Raw genomic sequence first — 18849 nt, 5'->3', positions numbered from 1 at the left:
ATTAATCCGTAGGAATCCGGTTTATAAAGATAAACCAAGCAAGTATAATAATTTAATGAAATCAATATTCCTCAGTAGCTCAGTTGGTTATAGCGGTCCCGAGTGCTCGGGATTAATCCGTAGGAATCCGGTTTATAAAGATAAACCAAGCAAGTATAATAATTTAATGAAATCAATATTCCTCAGTAGCTCAGTTGGTTAGAGCGGCGGACTGTTAATCCGTAGGTCGTAGGTTCAAGTCCTACCTGAGGAGCCAAAAATCCTACATTTTTTTAAGTGTAGGATTTTTTTTACCCTAAAATTTAACCCCATGATCTACTCTGTTTACATTTTGTATTCCGACACCTCAGATCGTTATTACATTGGTCATACCGGAAATGTTGAAAAGCGGTTATATGAACACAACAATCCAGAGGTTCAGACCAAGTATACTTCAAAATATTTACCTTGGCGAATTGTTGCACATATAGAGGTGTCTCAGGATCGAGGGGAAGCCATGAAACTAGAAAGATTTATCAAACAGCAGAAATCAAGAAATTTTATAGAATCACTCATTGCAAATCAGAAGGATATAGAATTTATTGAGAAACTTATGAGTTCGGCACTTTCTAAGTCGCAATAATAGTTCTCTATCGGTTGCTTAGAGCGGTCCCGAGTACTCGGGATTAATCCGTAGGTTCCCGATTTCATCGGGACATGCTCCGGTTCATCCCGAATGCTCGGGACTACCTGAGGAGCCAAAAATCCTACATTTTTTTAAGTGTAGGATTTTTTTTACCCTAAAATTTAACCCCATGATCTAGGATCACTACCAAAAGTTGGGTAAACATAAATTTTACACAATTTATGGAGGAAGAACTTCATGTCAACAACACCTCGTACCTGTCTTCCGAAGTCTTTCATTTTTGCATTGAACTATTCTGCTATAGAAGCAGTTTGTCTTTGTTTTAAGGACTAAATGTTTCTATATCAGAAAAATTACATAAACAAGGTTAATTAATTTGTTCCCCAACACAAGGTTGGTTAATTTCGCTGATTCCTGTAATAACAGGAATCTTATTTTTTTGATTAACACATTTACAATGAATATAAAACTGATAGTATCTGATCTGGATGGCACATTATTAAATGACAAAAAGGAGTTGCCGACAGAGTTTTGGGAGATTCATAAAAAACTCATTGATAAAGGAATTCTATTTGCCTTGGCCAGTGGCCGGCAGTATTACACCATGGAGGATATGTTTGATGCCATCAGGCATCAAACGCTGTTTATTGCCGAAAATGGGACTTACGTTCGCCATCGGGACGAAGAGATACATGTGGATTCACTTGATTTTGGTCATGCAACGGAGCTAATAAAAACAGGCCGGGAGATTAATGATGCTGAAATCGTGCTCTGTTGTAAAAACAGCGCTTATATTGAGTGTACAAATGAAAAATTTGTGCAGGAAACCGGCAAGTATTATGGTCGTCTGAAGTTGGTAAAGGATTTAACACAGGTAGAAGATACCGTGCTAAAATTGGGCATGTTCGATTACAGAATTGCTGAAGAGAACAGCTATCAACATTTTTTGAAACACAGCAATGGCCAACTCAAAGTTGTAGTATCAGGGAAAGAGTGGATGGATGTGTTTAATAATACAGCCAGCAAAGGTAAAGCCATTGAAACCATCCAGACAAAGCTCAACATTAAACCAGAAGAGACCATGGTATTTGGCGATTACCTTAACGATTTGGAAATGATGCAAACAGCAATGCACAGTTATGCCATGAAGAATGCACATCCGGAAATCATCAAAGCATCCCGTTTTATAACTGAGTACGACAATAATGAGAATGGTGTTTTGAGGGTTTTGAAAAATATTCTATAGAAAGAACTGCTCTCGAGGCTTCGGGAGCCATTTATAATAAATAATAGACACCTGAATTAGTAAAATTGGGTTAATTAATATAAATAATCTCTACTGCAATAGATTGATTCATCCATTGTCAATACAATATATTTATCCTTTTTTTAAACTAGTTAATCATTTCTTCCATGGAATCAGATACTCAATGGTATAAGAAAAACCTCCGTTGAGTCTGTTATCTCCATTTCCGAATCCGGGCACGTAGTATGGCTTAAGCATTTCGGGATTGTCGCGTAAGACAGAAACCCGAAGGTGAATGCTCCAGCCAAGGTATAAGTTTTGAAAAACCTCTATCCTCGGGCCTCCCGATAGTTCAACCCAATGGGTATTTACAGTGTGAGAACCTACACGATCAACAAAGTCCGGCCAGTAACTGTTTTCAATGGTAAATCGTGACGCACTTTGCTCTTGTATGGCCATTCCGTATGCAATACCAAACAAAAGATGGGCATGTGTTCCCGGCTCTCGCTTGGAAAGTGAGTTGAGCTCAATCCCGGCTTTTAGAAAAGTGCCGTTTGAGTCGTATGAATAGGCATCCTGATTAAAACTGACATTTTCGAAGCCTGCTTCACCACGAAAAAAGAGATCCTCGGCCACATTAATCCGAGTAAGAAAAGAAATCCCTGTACGATCGTTATCCATTATCCGGTTAAAAGGTCCTGCCAGATTAATGCCGAGGGTAAATCCCTGTGGATCGCGGGGAACCTTTTCCATGTTGATTTGTGCGGCTGTGGCCGTAGAAATCAAAAGGAAAAAACTAATAGATATATATTTGAACATTCTGAAAATCTTCTCCATAATTAATCAGGGGGTATATGATCGAAACAGAATCGATAAAAGTGTTTGTAAACCAGATGGTATCCAGTTCAAAGTTGAACGTAAAACCACATTCTCTTGAAATGTACTCCATTTCACTTTGATGCCTGAACCAAATGGTATCCAGATAATTGTCGCTTGAAATTACAAAGGCCGTGGTATCAGATGAAAAGGAGAGCGGTAAAAACAGTCGCGATACGCTGGTGCTGTCGTAGATTCTTTCACTGGAGCGATCAAGACCAAAAATGGTGGTGCCGGCCAGAGTAGTATCTCTGTTAGTATGAAAAGATACCAATTCCACCTGAACGGCACTTTGGTTCGACAAACAGATTTGATCCTGCGTGCATGATGCCGGAAGCATCATGGCAACGAATAGAATAATAAATAAAAACTTAAATGGTCTCAGCATGAATTTCTGCATTAATGACTATGGCAAAAGTAAAAATAAAATCAGAGAGTGCCTTATTACATCATGACGTTTTTATTCGATGCGTTAAAGTGTGTCCGAATACGTGCACGCACATGTTCGGTTTCGAACACATATTATTGAATTCAATATCGTTTACAGCTTTCAAACATTTAAAAGATAGAACTTAACAATTGGTGGCCTGCTATTTGTCATGATTTTTTCCCCCTTTGTCATTTTATAGAACCCTTTCATCATAGGTTCAATTTTCTGGTTGAAAACCATTTTCAAATGATTTAATTTTACAAGTCTGAAAACTTGGAAATTTTGAATATCCCAACCAAATTATTAAAACAAATTTTTATTTAACATGAAGCAAACGAAAAAGTTATTACTGTTTTTTCTTGGCTTGTTCATCGCCATGTTTCCGGTGGATGCTCAATCCGGGAGGATTGAGTTCTCGGAATTTACCCTGGACAACGGCCTGCATGTAATTTTACATCAGGACAACGCCACTCCTATTGTAACAGTGGCTGTAATGTATGATGTAGGTTCCAAGCATGAGCGTCCGGACAGAACCGGGTTTGCACACTTTTTTGAGCATTTGATGTTCGAAGGTACCAAACATATTCCCCGCGGCGAGTATGCAAGGTTTGTAGAAATGGCAGGTGGAACCCTCAATGCCAACACTTCTGCCGACAGAACCTACTATTTTCAGACTCTCCCTTCCAACCAGCTTGAACTTGGATTGTGGCTGGAATCGGAAAGGATGCTCCACGCATCGGTTGATTCCGTTGGAATCCAAACCCAAAAACAAGTGGTGATTGAGGAACGTAAACAGATGTATGACAACCGGCCATATGGAACCATTCTGATTGAAACCATGGCACGGGCATTCACAAAACATCCATACCAGTGGACCACCATTGGAGATCCTGAACACATCATGGCTGCTGAAGACCACGAGTTTCAGGAATTCTATGATATGTTCTATGTCCCAAACAATGCTGTTCTGGTAATTGCCGGAGATATTGTAAAAGAAGATACACGTACTCTTATTGAGAAGTATTTTGGTGATATCCCTACGAGAACCGAAGAGATTTATCGACCTAACATCATTGAGCCTCCATTAAAAGCTGAGGTGCGCGATACCATATTCGATAATGTGCAGATTCCTCTGGTTCTGCAGGCATACCGCACGCCCGCTCTAAATACCGAAGATTACTTTGCCATCGATATGCTGGGTACTTTGCTGTCAACCGGGCAGAGTTCAAGATTTTTCAGGGAGCTTGTAGATAATCAGGAGTTGGCACTTCAGGTAGGAACTTTTCCGCTGCCTTACAATGAACCAACGGTAACCTTAACTTATGCTTTTGCCAATATGGGAATAGAACCTCATGTTTTGGAGGAGGCCATGAATATTGAGATTGAAAAGGTTCGCAACGAATTGATTCCCGAAGAGGAGTTCCAAAAACTGAGAAATCAGTTTGAAAACGATATCATTGGCGGGAATTCCAGAATTGCTGAGCGCGCTCATAATCTGGCCACATATCACACTTACTTTGGCGATGCATCGCTCATCAATAAGGAATTGGAAAAGTATATGGCAGTAACCCGTGAGGATATTCAAAGAGTTGCCAGAGAATATTTCCGTTCCGATAACCGCGTGGTGTTATACTATTTACCAAAAAGATAATAGAAAATTGATATACAATGAAGAAGATCATATTATCCATTCTTACAATTTGTTTTACCACCGGGCTGCTAGCTCAGCTCGACAGAAGCATTCCGCCCTCGGCCGGTCCGGCTCCGCAGATCAATATAGGAGAGTACAAGAAGTTTAAGCTATCCAATGGTTTGCAGGTTTTTGTGGTTGAAGACAACAGACTCCCATTTGTAGCTTATAGTCTGAACCTGGAAATCGATCCCATAGTGGAAGGCGATGCTGTAGGTTACATTTCTTTGTCCGGTTCGCTCATGCGCTCAGGCACTGCCAATCGTACAAAAGGTGAAATTGATGAAGCCATTGATTTTATAGGTGCTACTTTTAATACCTTTTCAGACGGCATGTATGCACGTTCGCTGAAAAAGCACAGTGAAACTTTACTTGAAATCATGTCAGACGTGGTTATGAACCCCTCATTCCCACAGGAAGAACTGGATCGAAGCATCCTGAGGATGCGTTCTGCATTGCAAGCCAATAAATCAGATGCGGGATCCATTGCTGCTAATGTAGCCAATGTTTTGCGCTTTGGAAAAAATGACCCATACGGAGAATTGGTATCTGAGGAGACCCTGGAAAACATCACGGTGGATCTTTTAAAGGATTACCATAAAACCTATTTCCGACCCAATGTGGGGTATCTGGTAATTGTTGGTGACATTTCCCTGAAAGAGGCAAAAAAGCAAGCAAAAAAATACTTTGGAAAATGGAAAAAAGGAGATGTTCCTACGCACCAATATGATGATCCTGCAAAATATGAGCAACCTAAAGTTGCCATTGCCAACAGGGAGGGAGCCAACCAGTCCACCATTAATGTAACGCATACAGTAAACTTAACCCCTGGTCATCCCGATGCCATTAAAGCATCGCTGATGAATCAGATTTTGGGTGGCGGCTCCTTTAACGCACGCTTATTTCAAAACCTGCGGGAAGATAAAGCGTTTACCTATGGTGCATACTCCCGTTTGAGCACCGACAAAAGAATCGGTCACTTTACCGCTTCTACAGAGGTGCGCACTTCGGTTACCGACAGTGCTGTTTATGAGATTTTACATGAAATGACCAGAATGCGCAAAGAGTTGGTGAGTGAGGAGGAGCTGGATTTGATGAAAAATGTTCTCACCGGAAGTTTCTCCCGTTCCCTTGAAGATCCTCAAACCGTGGCACGTTTTGCCCTCAACATTGAACGTTATAATCTCCCTTCTGATTATTACCGTACTTATCTGGAAAAAGTGGCTGCAGTTACCCCACAGGACATCAAAGCCATGGCTAATAAATATCTGCATCCCGATCACGTGATCATACTTGCTGTTGGAGAAGCCGATAAAATCCGGGAGCCGTTAAGCAAATTTTCGCCAACTGGTGAGGTGGTTCAATATGATTTTTATGGGGATGTTGTAACCGGCCCCCGAGAAGTGACAGACGTCAATGCGGTTGAAGTCATTGAGCGTTATTTGGAAGCCATTGGAGGCCATGATGCGGTGAATGCCGTAGAAGATGTGAAAATGCATGCCAGTTTTACAATTCAGGGTATGCAGTTAAATATGATAACCCAACAAAAAGCGCCAAATAAAATGTTGGTGGAAACCTTGATGGGTGGAAATGTTGTTACAAAACAGGTGTTTGATGGTGAAAACGGACTGATTGTATCCCCAATGGGAGAACAGCGCCTGGAAGGTGAGATGCTCGAAGAGATGAAGAAAGCATCAGCCTTGTTTGCAGAACAGGCACTTTTAAAGCCCGATGCTGAAATTGAGCTGGTGGGAGTGGAAAACGTTGAAGGAATGGAAGCCTTCCGAATCAATGTGTTGAGCAATGGAGAAAACACCAAGAGTCTTTACTACAGCGTGGAAACCGGCTTAAAATTGAGAGAAGTGAGCACTGGTATGCAGGGGACTGTTATCTCTGTTTTTATAGATTACAAAGAGGTTAATGGTGTTAAATTCCCGTCCGTTATGCGACAAACCGCCGGACCACAAACATTTGATATAACCATTGATTCCATTGAAGTGAACACCGGAATTGATGATGAAGTTTTTGCTTTATAGCATCACAAACGCAAAGACAAAAAGGCGCAAAGTTTATGCTTTGCGCCTTTTTTATTTTTAGTTTCAATGTTTGAAGTTTGAAGTTTTAGTTTCAATGTTTTCCCATCGTTAACTTCAAACCCTGAACAATAAACCATTAACAAATAACCTTTTCACCTTATTACCATCTTACCTTCCCACCTTTCGTCCCTTTACTCCCTATCATAAACAAACCAATAAAGTGTTCCGGTAAAGAATGAACCACCAACGATGTTGCCAAGTGTAGCAGGAATCAGGTTGCTGGTAATGAATTCTCCCCAGGTAATATCAGCTCCATGAAAGATGGCTGCCGGAATATAGAACATGTTGGCCACACTGTGTTCAAACCCCATGGCAACGAACGCCATGATCGGAAACCAAATGGCCATTATCTTTCCGGGAATATCACGAGCGGCAAAGGCGGTCCAAACCGCCAATGTCACCAGCCAGTTGGCTCCAATCCCTTTTACAAAAACAGAAGTAAACGTGGCAGAAGTTTTATAATCAGCAATTCCGTGCAAGAATCCCAGCCATGGTTCACTTTGAAAAATGCCGGTATGATAAGCCAATGCCCAGGCAACGAAAACAGAGCCAATGAAATTTCCCACATAAACAATTCCCCAGTTTTTAAACATGGCTTTAACCGAGATCTTTCCGGATGCCACGGGGGGAATGAAATAGGCTGTGTTTCCGGTAAACAGGTCGGCACCTGCTATCACACAAAGCATCAGTCCCAAGGGGAAAACTGCTCCCATTGCAAATTTTTGTATGCCGGGATTTTGTGCAGCTATTTCGGGCATGCCACCCGCAATAGAAATAGAAAGCAGTCCGCCAAATGCAATGTAGGCACCTGCTAAAAATGAAAGAACAATGGTTTTTGAAACGGGAGAGTTACTCCGCTTAAAAGCAGCATCGTAAACTTCAGCCAGAATCTCCTTTGAAGTAAAATAAGACATTTCAATTTTGTCTTTAAGCGTTTTTGATATATGAAAATTAGATAGATCGAAAAAATGACAGAGACTCAGATGTCAAAAAATCTTTTCCCTCTGATGAATCTATCCTGTTTCTGCCCCGCAATCCAATCCGCAAAAGTATGATTTTGAACTTAAAAGTGCCTAGTTTATCACCACTTCTTTTACATACTGTTCAAAAATGGTTTTGGCTTTTAGAAGTTGTGCTTCTGTATTAGACGGAACGTCTGTTAGTTGGTATTTCCATCCCAGCGATTCATATTTGTGTTCGCCAAGTTTGTGATAAGGCTGAATTTCCAATTTCTCGATGTTTCCCTTATTTGCAAGAAACTGTCCCATTTTATGCAAATCCTCTTCATCATCGGAGTATCCGGGCACCAAAACATATCTTATCCATGTGGGGATGTTTTCAGATGCCAGGTATTCAGCAAAAGCCAATGTGCGGTCGTTCTGCTTTCCGGTAAGTTTAAGATGTTTTTGGCTGTCGATGTGCTTGATGTCCAGCAACACCAAATCTGTATGTTTCAACAACTCTTTGGAGTTGTTGTTTAAAATGGTTCCGTTGGTATCAATACAAGTGTGTAGTCCCTCTTTTTGTAGTTTCTGAAAGAAAGGAACCAAATCTCTTGCCTGCATCAAAGGTTCACCACCTGAAACGGTAACTCCTCCTTTTTTTCCGAAAAAAGGACGTTGGCGTTGAGCCATTTGAACAAGACTGTCTAACTCATATTCGGTGCCTCCTCCAAACTCAATGGTATCGGGATTGGCGCAATATAAACATTTGAGATTACATCCCTGAAGGAAAATAACCAACCGAATACCGGGCCCATCATAAGTTCCCAGAGATTCAACGGAATGAACTCTCAGTTTTGGGGCAGGCGCCACACGCGGCCTGCTTGTGCAGGCTGCGTGGGTTTGTACCCTCTTATACGGTTTCGAAGAAACTTCTTGCAATAACATCTTGTTGCTGGGCTCTTGTTAGTCTTACAAAATTCACGGCATAACCTGATACACGGATGGTCAACTGAGGATATTTTTCAGGATTTTCCATAGCATCGGCAAGCATTTCACGGTTCATCACGTTCACATTGAGGTGATGGGCATCTTTGGCAAAATAACCATCCATAATGGAAGCCAGGTTTTCAGTACGCTGATCCTGTGTGGCACCAAGCGTTTTTGGAACAATGCTAAAGGTGTTGGAGATGCCGTCCAAAGAGTCTCGGTAATCAATTTTCGAAACCGAACTCAAAGATGCAATTGCTCCGCTTTTGTCGCGTCCGTGCATAGGGTTTGCTCCGGGGGCGAAAGGTACTCCAAGCGCTCTTCCGTCAGGTGTTGCGCCTGTTTTTTGTCCATATACCACGTTTGAGGTAATGGTCAATATTGAAAGCGTTGGCTCCGCGTTTTTGTAGGTTTTCAGTTCTTTAAGCAAACCGTTAAAATAGGAAGGAATCTGCTTAGCAAAAATATCCACGCGGTCGTCATCATTTCCATAACAAGGGAAATCGCCTTCGATTTTAAAGTCGGTGGTAAGTCCCTCTTCGTTACGAATAGCAGTAACTTTTGCATGTTTAATGGCAGATAGTGAATCGGCAACGATACTCAAACCAGCTCCTCCGTATGCCAGATTGATTTTTGGGTTGGTATCCACCAAAGCCATCTGCATTTTTTCGTAGTAATACTTATCATGCATGTAGTGGATGATGTTCATGGACTCATTGTAAACTCTTGCCACTTCTTTCATGGCCAATTTGAAATTATCCATCACTTCACCCAGTTCCAAAGTGTCAGACTGTAGCTTTGGGATGTTGCTCAGTACTTTTTTGCCACTCAGTTCGCAGCGACCCTCGTTAAGGGCAAGCAACAGAGTTTTAGCCAGGTTGGTACGAGCACCAAAGAATTGAATCTGCTTTCCAATCTCCTGGAACGAAACGCAGCAGGCAATACCGTAGTCATCGCTGTTGCGGGTACATTGCATCAAGTCATCATTTTCGTACTGAATGGATGACGTATCAATTGAAACCTGGGCACTAAATCTTTTGAATCCTTCGGGCAAATCCTGCGACCAAAGGATGGTCATGTTTGGCTCGGGCGATGGCCCAAGGTTGTACAATGTCTGAAGGAAACGGAACGAAGTTTTGGTCACTTTGTGACGTCCATCGGCCAATTTACCGCCAATGGCTTCGGTTACCCATGTTGGGTCGCCGGCAAAAATTTCATTGTATGCTTCCATGCGAAGGTGGCGAACCATCCGAAGTTTCATCACGAATTGGTCAACCAATTCCTGCGCATATTCTTCAGTGATTTTTCCCTCCTCAATGTCTTTTTCTATATATATATCCAGAAATGAACTCACATTTCCTAAAGACATGGCCGCTCCGTCTTGTTCTTTAACGGCAGCCAGGTAGGCCATGTAAACCCACTGTACAGCTTCTTGTGCAGTTTTTGCAGGACGAGACAAGTCCAATCCGTAAATATCACCCAGTTCTTTCAATTGGTGAAGCGCTTTGATTTGTTCAGCAACCTCTTCCCTCAATCTGATGCGTTCATCGGTCATGGGGCCAACCAGTGATAACATGTCAAGTTTTTTAGCCTGAATCAATCTTTCGGTTCCGTAAAGAGCCAGACGACGGTAGTCACCAATGATGCGTCCACGGGCGTAATTATCAGGAAGACCGGTTAAAATACCCAAAGAGCGGTATAATCTAATTTCAGGCGTATATACATCAAAAACCCCATCATTATGGGTTTTTGCATAATTGTTGAAAATATCTTTTACACGTTCTGATGCTTCAACACCATGCTCTTCGCATGCTTTTTCAACCACGGCAATTCCGCCATATGGTTTCATGGCACGCTTTAAAAGCATGTCAGTCTGAAGACCAACTATGATTTCATTATCTTTATCAATATAACCGGGGCCGTGCGAGGTCACTCCCGAAACGGTTTCGGTGTCGATTGCCAGAACTCCGTTGTTGGCGCGTTCTTTTGAAATGGCATCCAGGCAGATGTTCCATAAATGTTTGGTGCGTTCACTGGCTTCACATAAAAATTGTGAGTCGCCGTCGTAGGGGCGAACGTTCTTCAGCACAAAATCACGAACGTCTATCGCTTTTTCCCAATTGCCGGATTTAAACATGATACTAGGTTTTTGGTGATTGAATGTTGTTGTTTTTCTGTTGATTGCAAACTGAGAAACTAAAGATTTAAAAAATGTTATCAAACGAACATTTCATAAAGCATCAATTATTGCTATCTCGAGATTGCAATTGCAAATATAGAGATTTATTTCTGTAATTGATGTCCAAAGACATCAATTTTCTGATTTTTTAACTATAAACATCCTGTTTATAGGGTTTTTAAACTTAAAAAGATTTAATAGTCCTGTTTGAAAATCTTCTCCTATAATTTTTCTGATTGCATCAAAGGAAGAATTAATTGTAAATTAAAGGGGGCTGTAGTCAAATATTTGGTCAATCAATCGCCAATATCAGGTGATGCTGCCATACCAACAACCTCTAAAATAGGTTGGGATTAATTCTAAATGGAATTTTCTTTAAAATCTAACGAGCATAGTTGCAATGAAATTTATTCTGGTTTATCTTTACAAATTGTTCGTAAACGTACACCTCCTGTTCAAAAACAGACAATTATCATATTTTCTTGAATCTTCTCAAATTTGTTATTTATCACAAAATCAGGATGAAAAAGTTTTTGGTCTGATCATTGATAAGTATTTTTCGCATTTTTATACAACCAGCTAATTTTTATACAATGGATAACAGTATCATTCGTGTCGAAACTCTGCACAAGTCTTATGTGAATGGAAGCAATGCGCTTCATGTATTGAAAGGGGTGGATTTGGATATCAGGCAGGGAGAGATGGTGAGTATTATGGGATCTTCGGGCTCCGGAAAATCTACATTGCTTAATATCATTGGGATTCTTGATAACTATGATGCTGGTGCATATTACCTGGATGGGATAAAAATTGAAAAGATGAGCGAAACACGCGCAGCACGTTTCAGGAATAAATACATCGGCTTTGTATTTCAGTCTTTCAATCTGATATCATTCAAAAATGCCATGGAAAATGTGGCTTTACCGCTCTATTATCAAAAGGTAAGCCGCAAAAAGCGAAATATGATTGCGCTTGAATATCTCGAAAAGCTTGGGTTAAGAGAATGGGCGCATCATTTGCCTTCCGAATTATCGGGTGGTCAAAAGCAGAGGGTGGCCATTGCACGTTCTCTCATTTCAAAACCAAAGGTTATTTTGGCTGATGAACCTACCGGAGCATTGGACTCGGTTACCTCCGAAGAGGTCATGGAGATTCTTAAGGAAGTCAACGCTACCGGGATCTCCATAATCATTGTAACGCACGAAAATGAGATTGCAGCACAGACGCAAAGAATCATCAGATTGCGGGATGGAATCATCGAATCGAATGAGGTAAACCATAACTTCAGCAATGAGGTTTCTGCTGGTGTTTTGCTAGAGCAGCGATGAGTTCCTTGATTTGAATTAAAATGCAATTTCGTATAGTACCACTTTTATCATCTGTAATGTTTTAGAGAACAAACAGGCTATATTATGATTGATTATCTGGAAGAAATATTTAGCACATTGAAGCAAAATAAGCTCCGCGCCATCATGACCGGTTTTAGCGTGGCATGGGGAATTTTTATGCTGCTTTTGTTGCTTGGTTCAGGAAAAGGACTGCAAAATGGCATGGAATATAATTTCCGGGGGTCTTCTACCAATGCTATTTGGATACATAGTGGTGAAACCGGTGAATCATATGAAGGTTTGGGAAAAGGCAGACGCATACAGTTTACCAATGAAGATTATGACATGCTTAAAAGGGAACTTGCCGGCATTAAGAACATTTCCGGAAGAATGTATCTTAGGAGCAGTGCCCCGCTTACCTATAAAAATGAATTTGGAATATACACCATTACCGGAGTTATGCCGGAGTATAACGGAATCGAAATTTTGGATATGCAACAAGGGCGATTCGTTAATCGCCTGGATATTGATAACTATCGGAAAGTAATCGTATTGTCTCAACCCATTGTAGATGTTCTTTTTAAGGACGAGGATCCTATGGGAAAATATATTAAGGCAGGTGGTGTCCCTTTTCAGGTTGTTGGAACTTTTTACGATTATCAGAACCAGGATGCAAGAAAGGCATTTATTCCTATCAGTACCGGGCAGCGTGTGTTTGGCGGAGCCAACCGATTAGCCAACCTGGCCATAACCACGGCATCCACATCGGTTGAGGAAAACAAACAAATTGAATCGGAAATAAAATCTCTGCTGGCCAGGCGCCATCGCTTTTCTGAAACCGATGACCGTGCCATCTTCATCTGGAATACACTTGAACATTTCAGACAGGCGCAAGGGGTTTTCGCAGGAATTCGCATGTTTGTATGGGTAATTGGGATTATGACCATCATTGCCGGAATTGTTGGAGTAAGCAACATCATGATTATTCTTGTGAAAGAACGTACCCGCGAAATTGGCATTCGAAAATCCATTGGAGCAACCCCATGGAGTGTGATCCGTTTGGTGTTGTCCGAATCGGTATTTATTACTGCTGTAGCAGGATTCTTTGGTCTTTTGTTTGGAATGGGCGTATTACACTTAGCCAATATGGTGTTAATGGGCATTGCGGAAGGTAACGATATGGTAAACAGGATGTTTTATAACCCATCGGCGGATTTTGGAGTGGCTGTGTCCGCTACATTAATCCTTATTGCTGCGGGATTAATTGCAGGGTTTATTCCGGCACGAAAAGCTGCCGCAATTAAACCAATAGAAGCACTACATGATGAGTAATTTGTAAATATCCTTTCGGAATGTAGGATTCCTCATTTGTGTAAAACGTATAAAAGACCGTTTAAATTTGTATCGAATAAATAGAATAGATTTTTAGACCGATAGACAAGACAAAATAGAAAACCAGTTGTGTCTAATCATCTTTCTTAACTATTCTATCTGTCTAAATTCTAAAGTTCTATAATCTATAGAGTTCTTTAGAAACTAGATTTAAACAGTTACTAAGTTTTAGATCTATTTATCTATTAAAAAAGTGAAACTGTGTTTGATAAAGATCGTTGGCAGGAGATATTTATTGCCATTAAGCAGAATAAGTTACGAAGTGTCCTGACAGCATTCGGGGTGTTTTGGGGTATATTTATGCTGGTTGTTATGACCGGTTCCGGTAACGGCCTGGTTAATGGCGTTACCCAAGGAACAGCAAATTTTGCATCCAACAGCGCATTTATGTGGACTCAGAATACAACGAAACCTTATAAAGGATTTCGGCAAGGACGCTGGTGGAATTTTAACAACAGAGACATGGAAATTATCCGCGACCAAGTTCCGGGTGTGGACGTAATTGCGCCACGTTTGCAAGGTTGGGATGTTTCACAGGGAGAGAATGTACACCGGGGTTTGAGAAGTGGTTCATTCACTGTTAACGGAGATTATCCTGCATATAACCTCATAGATCCGAGTGAAATGATTCATGGACGGTTTATAAATGAGATGGATATTCATTTACGTCGCAAGGTTTGTATCATAGGGGAACGCGTTTACGAAGTGATGTTCGAACGTGGAGAAGATCCTGTTGGGCAGTATATGAAAGTGAGTGGTGTCTATTTTCAGGTTGTAGGAGTGTTCAGAACATTAAATCCAAATATACAGCTTGGAAGTAATAAAAGTGAGAGCATTTATGTTCCTTTCACCACCATGCAGCAGGTTTATAACTACGGTGACAGGGTTCACTACTTTGGCTTCACCGCCAAAGATGGTCATAGTGTTGCTGAAACCGCAGAACAGGTAATGGCGGTGCTTAAAAACAACCATTCAGTTGCACCTGATGACAACGATGCCATTGGTCATTTCAATGTGGAAGAAATGGTTCGAACCATGACTTATCTATTCCTTGGAATCAACATGCTGATATGGATTGTTGGAATTGGAACATTGATAGCCGGAGCAGTTGGAATCAGTAACATCATGGTTGTTGTGGTGAAGGAACGAACCAAAGAGATTGGGATTCAACGTGCCATAGGGGCACGTCCATGGACCATTGTTTCTCAGATTTTAACCGAATCAGTATTCTTAACCACCCTTGCCGGATTCATGGGACTTTCGCTTGGAACTTTAGTTTTGCATGGAGTTGACACAGCATTAACTCATGCACAGGCATCAATGCCTGCTGATGAGCAAGTGTTTTTCACAAATCCGGAAATAGGTGTTACAATGGCGGTGGCTTCTCTGATCATTCTAATAATTACCGGATTAATAGCAGGATTAATTCCTGCCCAAAAAGCAGTTAGAATCAAGCCTATTGAAGCGCTTCGGCATGAATAGCAACAGATCTAAATATAAAATATCGAATAGTATAAATATTTTTTTGAAAAACCTGTTAAAACGCCATAACAATGAAACGATTTTTTAAAATTCTCGGCCTTTTAGTATTTGTAGGCCTTGTTTTGTGGGTATTTGTATATCTTTACAAGCAATCAAAATCTGACCCTGTTGTATTTGACACAGAAACACCTTTTACCACCGATATAATAAACAAAACGGTGGCTACGGGGTCTGTTATTCCAAGACGCGAAATTGCCATTAAACCGCAGGAGAACGGAATTATAAGGGAAATTTATGTGGATCCGGGAGATCGTGTGAAAGAGGGTGATTTGATTGCCCGCATTCAGATCATTCCTGAAATGATTGAAGTCAATGCGGCAGAAAGCCGGTTGAACAAAGCTCAACTGGAATATGAAAATGCCCGGATTGAATTCGAAAGAAAAAAGGGGTTGTTTGAACAGAATGTTATTGCCCGCTCTGAATTTGAAGCCGAAGAGTTGAGATACAGAACCAGATTGGAGGATCTCAATGCTGCGGACAATCATTTACAGTTGATTCAGGAAGGAGTAACCCGGAAAATGGGTGCTCAAACCAATACCCTGATCCGTTCAACAATAGATGGAATGGTGCTGGATGTTCCTGTACGGGAAGGAAATTCAGTTATCAGAACCAACGCATTCAACGAGGGCACCACAATTGCTATCGTGGCCGATATGAATGAAATGATTTTTGAAGGAAAAGTAGACGAGACAGAAGTGGGACGTATCAGCGAAGGGATGCACCTTTTGCTTACAATTGGAGCACTTCAGGGTGACTCTTTTGATGCTTATCTGGAGTATATATCACCAAAAGGTCAGGAAGAAAGCGGTGCCATACAATTTGAAATCAGAGCAGCGGTTAAATTACAAGAAGGGAGTTTTATCAGGGCCGGCTACAGTGCCAATGCCGACATCGTTCTTGATCGTCGTGACAGTGTTCTGGCTGTTACAGAAAGGGTTTTACAGTTTAATGGGGACTCCATTTTCGTGGAGATAGAAACAGCTCCGCAGACTTTTGAAAAAAGAGTGGTAAAGACAGGTCTATCTGATGGCCTCAATATAGAAATTAAGGAAGGAGTCAGTGAAAACGACAAAGTTAAAGTTCCACGGATTTAATCACTGATTCATCTGCAAGGATGTATTCCCCTTGTCGGTGTGTCATGGTTCGTTTGAACGTTGAAGATCTTTAAACTGGAGATGAAGATGGAATTTGTGCAGCATTTAGCATTCAAAATTCAAACGATCAAATTATTGGTAATTATTAAATACATTGAATATGAAGTTTATACATCCCATCCTGGTAAGCAGCTTTCTGTTGTTTGTTGGTTATGCCAATGCAGATGAGACTTCTGCACCATGGAGCCTGGAGGATTGTATCAATCACGCATTGGAACATAATCTCTCCATAAAACAGCAATCCTTAAATGCTGAGTATGCCGGGAATCAATACACACAGAGCAGATATGAGTTATATCCAAATCTGAATGCAGGTTCATCCCACCGTATAACACGCGGACGTACTACGGATCAGGTTAACCTGCGAATTGTGGATATTACATCAAATACCACCAACTTTTATGTGGGGTCATCAACTCCTTTGTTTGAAGGGTTTGCCAGACGAAATACCATTGAAAGAAATCAATCAGACTGGCAGGCTGCGCTCAAGGATGTAGATCGTGCCAGAAATGATCTGACTTTGAACATCACAGCTCTATATCTTCAGATTTTGTTTGATAAAGAGCTGCTCGAGGCAGCCAAAAGGCAATACGAGGTAATTGAACAACAGATGCAAAGAACCCGTCGCTTGGTGGATGCCGGAAGCATTCCTGAAGGAAACTTCCTTGAAATGCGTTCTTTGGCCGCAAGGGAAGTATTAAACATCACGCAGTTAGAAAACAGCGTTGCATTATCGTTGCTTGATCTGGCTCAGGCTTTGGATCTTGAGGTGGTTGAAGGTTTTGATATACAAGAACCTGTATTGGACGAATTATCAGGTGCTGAACTGGTAGAAAGAGCCGACGTTCTTGAGTACGCCATCAATAATATGCCACAAATTGCGGCTTCAGAGCATCGTCTATCCAGCAGTGAACTGGATGTTGAAATTGCCAAGGGGAGAATGTTACCAACGCTCTCTTTTGAGATGGGTTGGGGAACCAATTATGTGTCGGTTAAAGATTTTGAGAATCCTTCATTCGGGAGCCAGTTCAGAGACAATGCCAACAGTTACGTTGGTCTGAACTTGGCCATTCCGATTTTTAATCGATTTCAGGCCAGAACCGGCGTTGAAAATGCTCATTTAGGTGTAAAAAATGCCAGGTTTGAACTGGATCGCCAAAAGCAACAACTTAGAAAAGAAATACAGCAGGCATATGCCGATGCAGAAGCTGCATTTCGTCAATATCTGGCAAGCCAAACGGCTGTTGAATCCTACCAGGAGTCATTCAGGTACACTGAAAAAAGATTCAATGTAGGCTTGCTTAATCCTGTTGATTATAATGTGGCTAAAACAGAGTTGATGAAAGCTGAATCTGATTATATACAGGCAAAATATTCCTATATTTTGCGATTGAAGATTCTGGAGTTTTACCAGGGAAATCCCATCGAATTATAACAGATTGTCGATGTTTAGCTTGATTAAAAAATTAGCCCGGTTTAAAACCGGGCTAATTTTTTAATGTTCTCTCTCAACAATTCTTTTTCTATCTTTGTGCATCCAAAAATGATTTTATGGCTTTGATTTTGTGTATTGAAACTTCTGCTGTAACCTGTTCTGTAGCTCTTTCAGAAAATGGTATCGCCATTGCCAGATTGAGGGAAGATATTCCCAACTCCCATTCTGCCAGGCTTACAGTGCTTATTGAACAATTACTGAAAAATCAAAATCTGCAAATCAAAGATCTGGATGCAGTGGCTGTTAGCAGTGGGCCGGGATCTTACACCGGTTTGCGAATAGGGGTTTCTGTTGCAAAGGGATTGTGCTTCGGAGCCTCCAAACCATTGATTTCGGTTCCCACTTTAGAAATATTGGCAGCCATGGTTTTGCATCATCAGGAGTTTTCTGACGACACCCTTATCTGTCCCATGTTGGATGCCAGACGAATGGAGGTTTACTCTGCTTTGTACAACAGCAGACTTGAGAGAATCCGAAACACAGAGGCTGAAATAATTACTGAAGAGAGTTACCGAGAACATCTGGATCAGTCGCGGATCATATTTGCCGGAAACGGAGCTGTAAAATGTCGTGGAGTCATACGCCATTCAAATGCCATCTTCCCCGATGATGAGGTGATGCCCCTGGCCGCAGAAATGGCCAGTCTTGCGCATCAAAGATTTTTGGATAATAAATTTGAAAGTGTCGCCTATTTTGAGCCGTATTACTTAAAAGATTTTCTGGTAACGGTGCCAAAACGCAAAGTTTTTTAAAGATTGCAACAATCTTTAAATCAACTCTCAAGCAATTTATCTCTTCTTTTTTTCTATTCCTGAAACAAGAAAGGCTCATATTTTGTATAACAGATATTAACAATCCAAATCAT

Annotated in this window: 16 protein-coding genes and 1 tRNA gene; 12 read left to right on the top strand and 5 right to left on the bottom strand. The window is 41.1% G+C overall.

Annotated elements, in window-relative coordinates:
* The 4 genes from EV194_RS17015 to EV194_RS09165 form a co-directional block, all read left to right on the top strand.
* A partial coding sequence (locus EV194_RS17015) for a hypothetical protein (RefSeq protein ID WP_207915977.1) occupies positions 1 to 202 on the top strand: 202 nt, incomplete at its 5' end.
* Positions 180 to 256: transfer RNA gene (locus EV194_RS09175), tRNA-Asn, on the top strand. The genes EV194_RS17015 and EV194_RS09175, both read left to right, overlap by 23 nt.
* Positions 257 to 310: 54 nt before the next feature.
* A complete protein-coding gene (locus EV194_RS09170; RefSeq protein ID WP_132433738.1) occupies positions 311 to 622 on the top strand; it encodes a GIY-YIG nuclease family protein in 312 nt (103 codons plus the stop codon).
* Between the two features lie 460 nt (positions 623 to 1082).
* Positions 1083 to 1871, top strand: coding sequence for an HAD family hydrolase (locus tag EV194_RS09165; protein ID WP_132433737.1), 789 nt, complete (start codon positions 1083 to 1085; stop codon positions 1869 to 1871).
* Between the two features lie 156 nt (positions 1872 to 2027).
* Here EV194_RS09165 and EV194_RS09160 read toward each other — a convergent pair whose 3' ends face one another.
* Positions 2028 to 2708, bottom strand: coding sequence for a DUF6048 family protein (locus EV194_RS09160; RefSeq protein ID WP_207915975.1), 681 nt, complete (start codon positions 2706 to 2708; stop codon positions 2028 to 2030).
* Entirely contained in the window at positions 2668 to 3135 is a 468-nt protein-coding gene (locus EV194_RS09155) for a DUF6452 family protein (RefSeq protein ID WP_132433735.1), read from the bottom strand. The genes EV194_RS09160 and EV194_RS09155 overlap by 41 nt, the downstream gene beginning before the upstream one ends.
* Before the next feature lie 367 nt (positions 3136 to 3502).
* Here EV194_RS09155 and EV194_RS09150 point away from each other — a divergent pair, with 367 nt between their 5' ends.
* Positions 3503 to 4828, top strand: a complete 1326-nt coding sequence (locus EV194_RS09150) for a M16 family metallopeptidase (protein ID WP_132433734.1) — start codon at positions 3503 to 3505, stop codon at positions 4826 to 4828.
* A 17-nt stretch (positions 4829 to 4845) separates the two neighbouring features.
* The gene (locus tag EV194_RS09145) at positions 4846 to 6903 is read left to right on the top strand and encodes a M16 family metallopeptidase (RefSeq protein ID WP_132433733.1); all 2058 of its coding nucleotides are present in this window, start codon (positions 4846 to 4848) and stop codon (positions 6901 to 6903) included.
* A 191-nt stretch (positions 6904 to 7094) separates the two neighbouring features.
* On the opposite strand, the gene EV194_RS09140 is transcribed toward EV194_RS09145, so the two are convergent.
* The 3 genes from EV194_RS09140 to pflB all read right to left on the bottom strand — a co-directional run bounded on the left by EV194_RS09140 (position 7095) and on the right by pflB (position 11031).
* Positions 7095 to 7877: a formate/nitrite transporter family protein gene (locus EV194_RS09140; RefSeq protein WP_132433732.1), complete on the bottom strand. Its 783-nt coding sequence runs from the start codon at positions 7875 to 7877 to the stop codon at positions 7095 to 7097.
* Positions 7878 to 8036: 159 nt separating this feature from the next.
* The gene (pflA, locus tag EV194_RS09135) at positions 8037 to 8852 is read right to left on the bottom strand and encodes a pyruvate formate-lyase-activating protein (RefSeq protein WP_132433731.1); all 816 of its coding nucleotides are present in this window, start codon (positions 8850 to 8852) and stop codon (positions 8037 to 8039) included.
* Complete coding sequence (pflB, locus tag EV194_RS09130; protein ID WP_132433730.1) at positions 8818 to 11031, bottom strand: formate C-acetyltransferase; 2214 nt, start codon at positions 11029 to 11031, stop codon at positions 8818 to 8820. Before pflB ends, pflA begins: the two co-directional genes overlap by 35 nt.
* A gap of 635 nt (positions 11032 to 11666) precedes the next feature.
* On the opposite strand from pflB, the gene EV194_RS09125 reads away from it, so the two are divergent.
* From EV194_RS09125 to tsaB, 6 genes are all read left to right on the top strand, one after another.
* On the top strand, positions 11667 to 12401 hold the full coding sequence (locus EV194_RS09125) for an ABC transporter ATP-binding protein (RefSeq protein WP_207915973.1): 735 nt from the start codon (positions 11667 to 11669) through the stop codon (positions 12399 to 12401).
* 84 nt (positions 12402 to 12485) lie between these two features.
* Positions 12486 to 13733 carry an ABC transporter permease gene (locus EV194_RS09120; RefSeq protein ID WP_132433729.1) on the top strand — a complete coding sequence of 416 codons (1248 nt, stop codon included), beginning with the start codon at positions 12486 to 12488 and terminating at the stop codon, positions 13731 to 13733.
* 261 nt (positions 13734 to 13994) lie between these two features.
* Positions 13995 to 15275: an ABC transporter permease gene (locus EV194_RS09115; protein WP_132433728.1), complete on the top strand. Its 1281-nt coding sequence runs from the start codon at positions 13995 to 13997 to the stop codon at positions 15273 to 15275.
* 71 nt (positions 15276 to 15346) lie between these two features.
* Positions 15347 to 16429: an efflux RND transporter periplasmic adaptor subunit gene (locus EV194_RS09110; protein WP_132433727.1), complete on the top strand. Its 1083-nt coding sequence runs from the start codon at positions 15347 to 15349 to the stop codon at positions 16427 to 16429.
* A gap of 160 nt (positions 16430 to 16589) precedes the next feature.
* A complete protein-coding gene (locus EV194_RS09105) occupies positions 16590 to 17924 on the top strand; it encodes a TolC family protein (RefSeq protein ID WP_132433726.1) in 1335 nt (444 codons plus the stop codon).
* A gap of 116 nt (positions 17925 to 18040) precedes the next feature.
* Positions 18041 to 18736, top strand: coding sequence for a tRNA (adenosine(37)-N6)-threonylcarbamoyltransferase complex dimerization subunit type 1 TsaB (gene tsaB / locus EV194_RS09100; RefSeq protein ID WP_132433725.1), 696 nt, complete (start codon positions 18041 to 18043; stop codon positions 18734 to 18736).
* The last annotated feature ends 113 nt before the right edge of the window (positions 18737 to 18849 follow it).

The organism is Natronoflexus pectinivorans, assembly GCF_004345615.1.
Taxonomy (GTDB): domain Bacteria; phylum Bacteroidota; class Bacteroidia; order Bacteroidales; family Marinilabiliaceae; genus Natronoflexus; species Natronoflexus pectinivorans.
This window is presented reverse-complemented; position numbering and strand designations above follow the sequence as displayed.

What these genes read in the sequence shown, in the direction of transcription:
- EV194_RS09170 (WP_132433738.1), top strand. Translation starts at nt 311, where the DNA reads ATGATCTACTCTGTTTACATTTTGTATTCCGACACCTCAGATCGTTAT.
- EV194_RS09165 (WP_132433737.1), top strand. Translation starts at nt 1,083, where the DNA reads ATGAATATAAAACTGATAGTATCTGATCTGGATGGCACATTATTAAAT.
- EV194_RS09160 (WP_207915975.1), bottom strand. Translation starts at nt 2,708, where the DNA reads ATGGAGAAGATTTTCAGAATGTTCAAATATATATCTATTAGTTTTTTC.
- EV194_RS09155 (WP_132433735.1), bottom strand. Translation starts at nt 3,135, where the DNA reads ATGCTGAGACCATTTAAGTTTTTATTTATTATTCTATTCGTTGCCATG.
- EV194_RS09150 (WP_132433734.1), top strand. Translation starts at nt 3,503, where the DNA reads ATGAAGCAAACGAAAAAGTTATTACTGTTTTTTCTTGGCTTGTTCATC.
- EV194_RS09145 (WP_132433733.1), top strand. Translation starts at nt 4,846, where the DNA reads ATGAAGAAGATCATATTATCCATTCTTACAATTTGTTTTACCACCGGG.
- EV194_RS09140 (WP_132433732.1), bottom strand. Translation starts at nt 7,877, where the DNA reads ATGTCTTATTTTACTTCAAAGGAGATTCTGGCTGAAGTTTACGATGCT.
- pflA (WP_132433731.1), bottom strand. Translation starts at nt 8,852, where the DNA reads ATGTTATTGCAAGAAGTTTCTTCGAAACCGTATAAGAGGGTACAAACC.
- pflB (WP_132433730.1), bottom strand. Translation starts at nt 11,031, where the DNA reads ATGTTTAAATCCGGCAATTGGGAAAAAGCGATAGACGTTCGTGATTTT.
- EV194_RS09125 (WP_207915973.1), top strand. Translation starts at nt 11,667, where the DNA reads ATGGATAACAGTATCATTCGTGTCGAAACTCTGCACAAGTCTTATGTG.
- EV194_RS09120 (WP_132433729.1), top strand. Translation starts at nt 12,486, where the DNA reads ATGATTGATTATCTGGAAGAAATATTTAGCACATTGAAGCAAAATAAG.
- EV194_RS09110 (WP_132433727.1), top strand. Translation starts at nt 15,347, where the DNA reads ATGAAACGATTTTTTAAAATTCTCGGCCTTTTAGTATTTGTAGGCCTT.
- EV194_RS09105 (WP_132433726.1), top strand. Translation starts at nt 16,590, where the DNA reads ATGAAGTTTATACATCCCATCCTGGTAAGCAGCTTTCTGTTGTTTGTT.
- tsaB (WP_132433725.1), top strand. Translation starts at nt 18,041, where the DNA reads ATGGCTTTGATTTTGTGTATTGAAACTTCTGCTGTAACCTGTTCTGTA.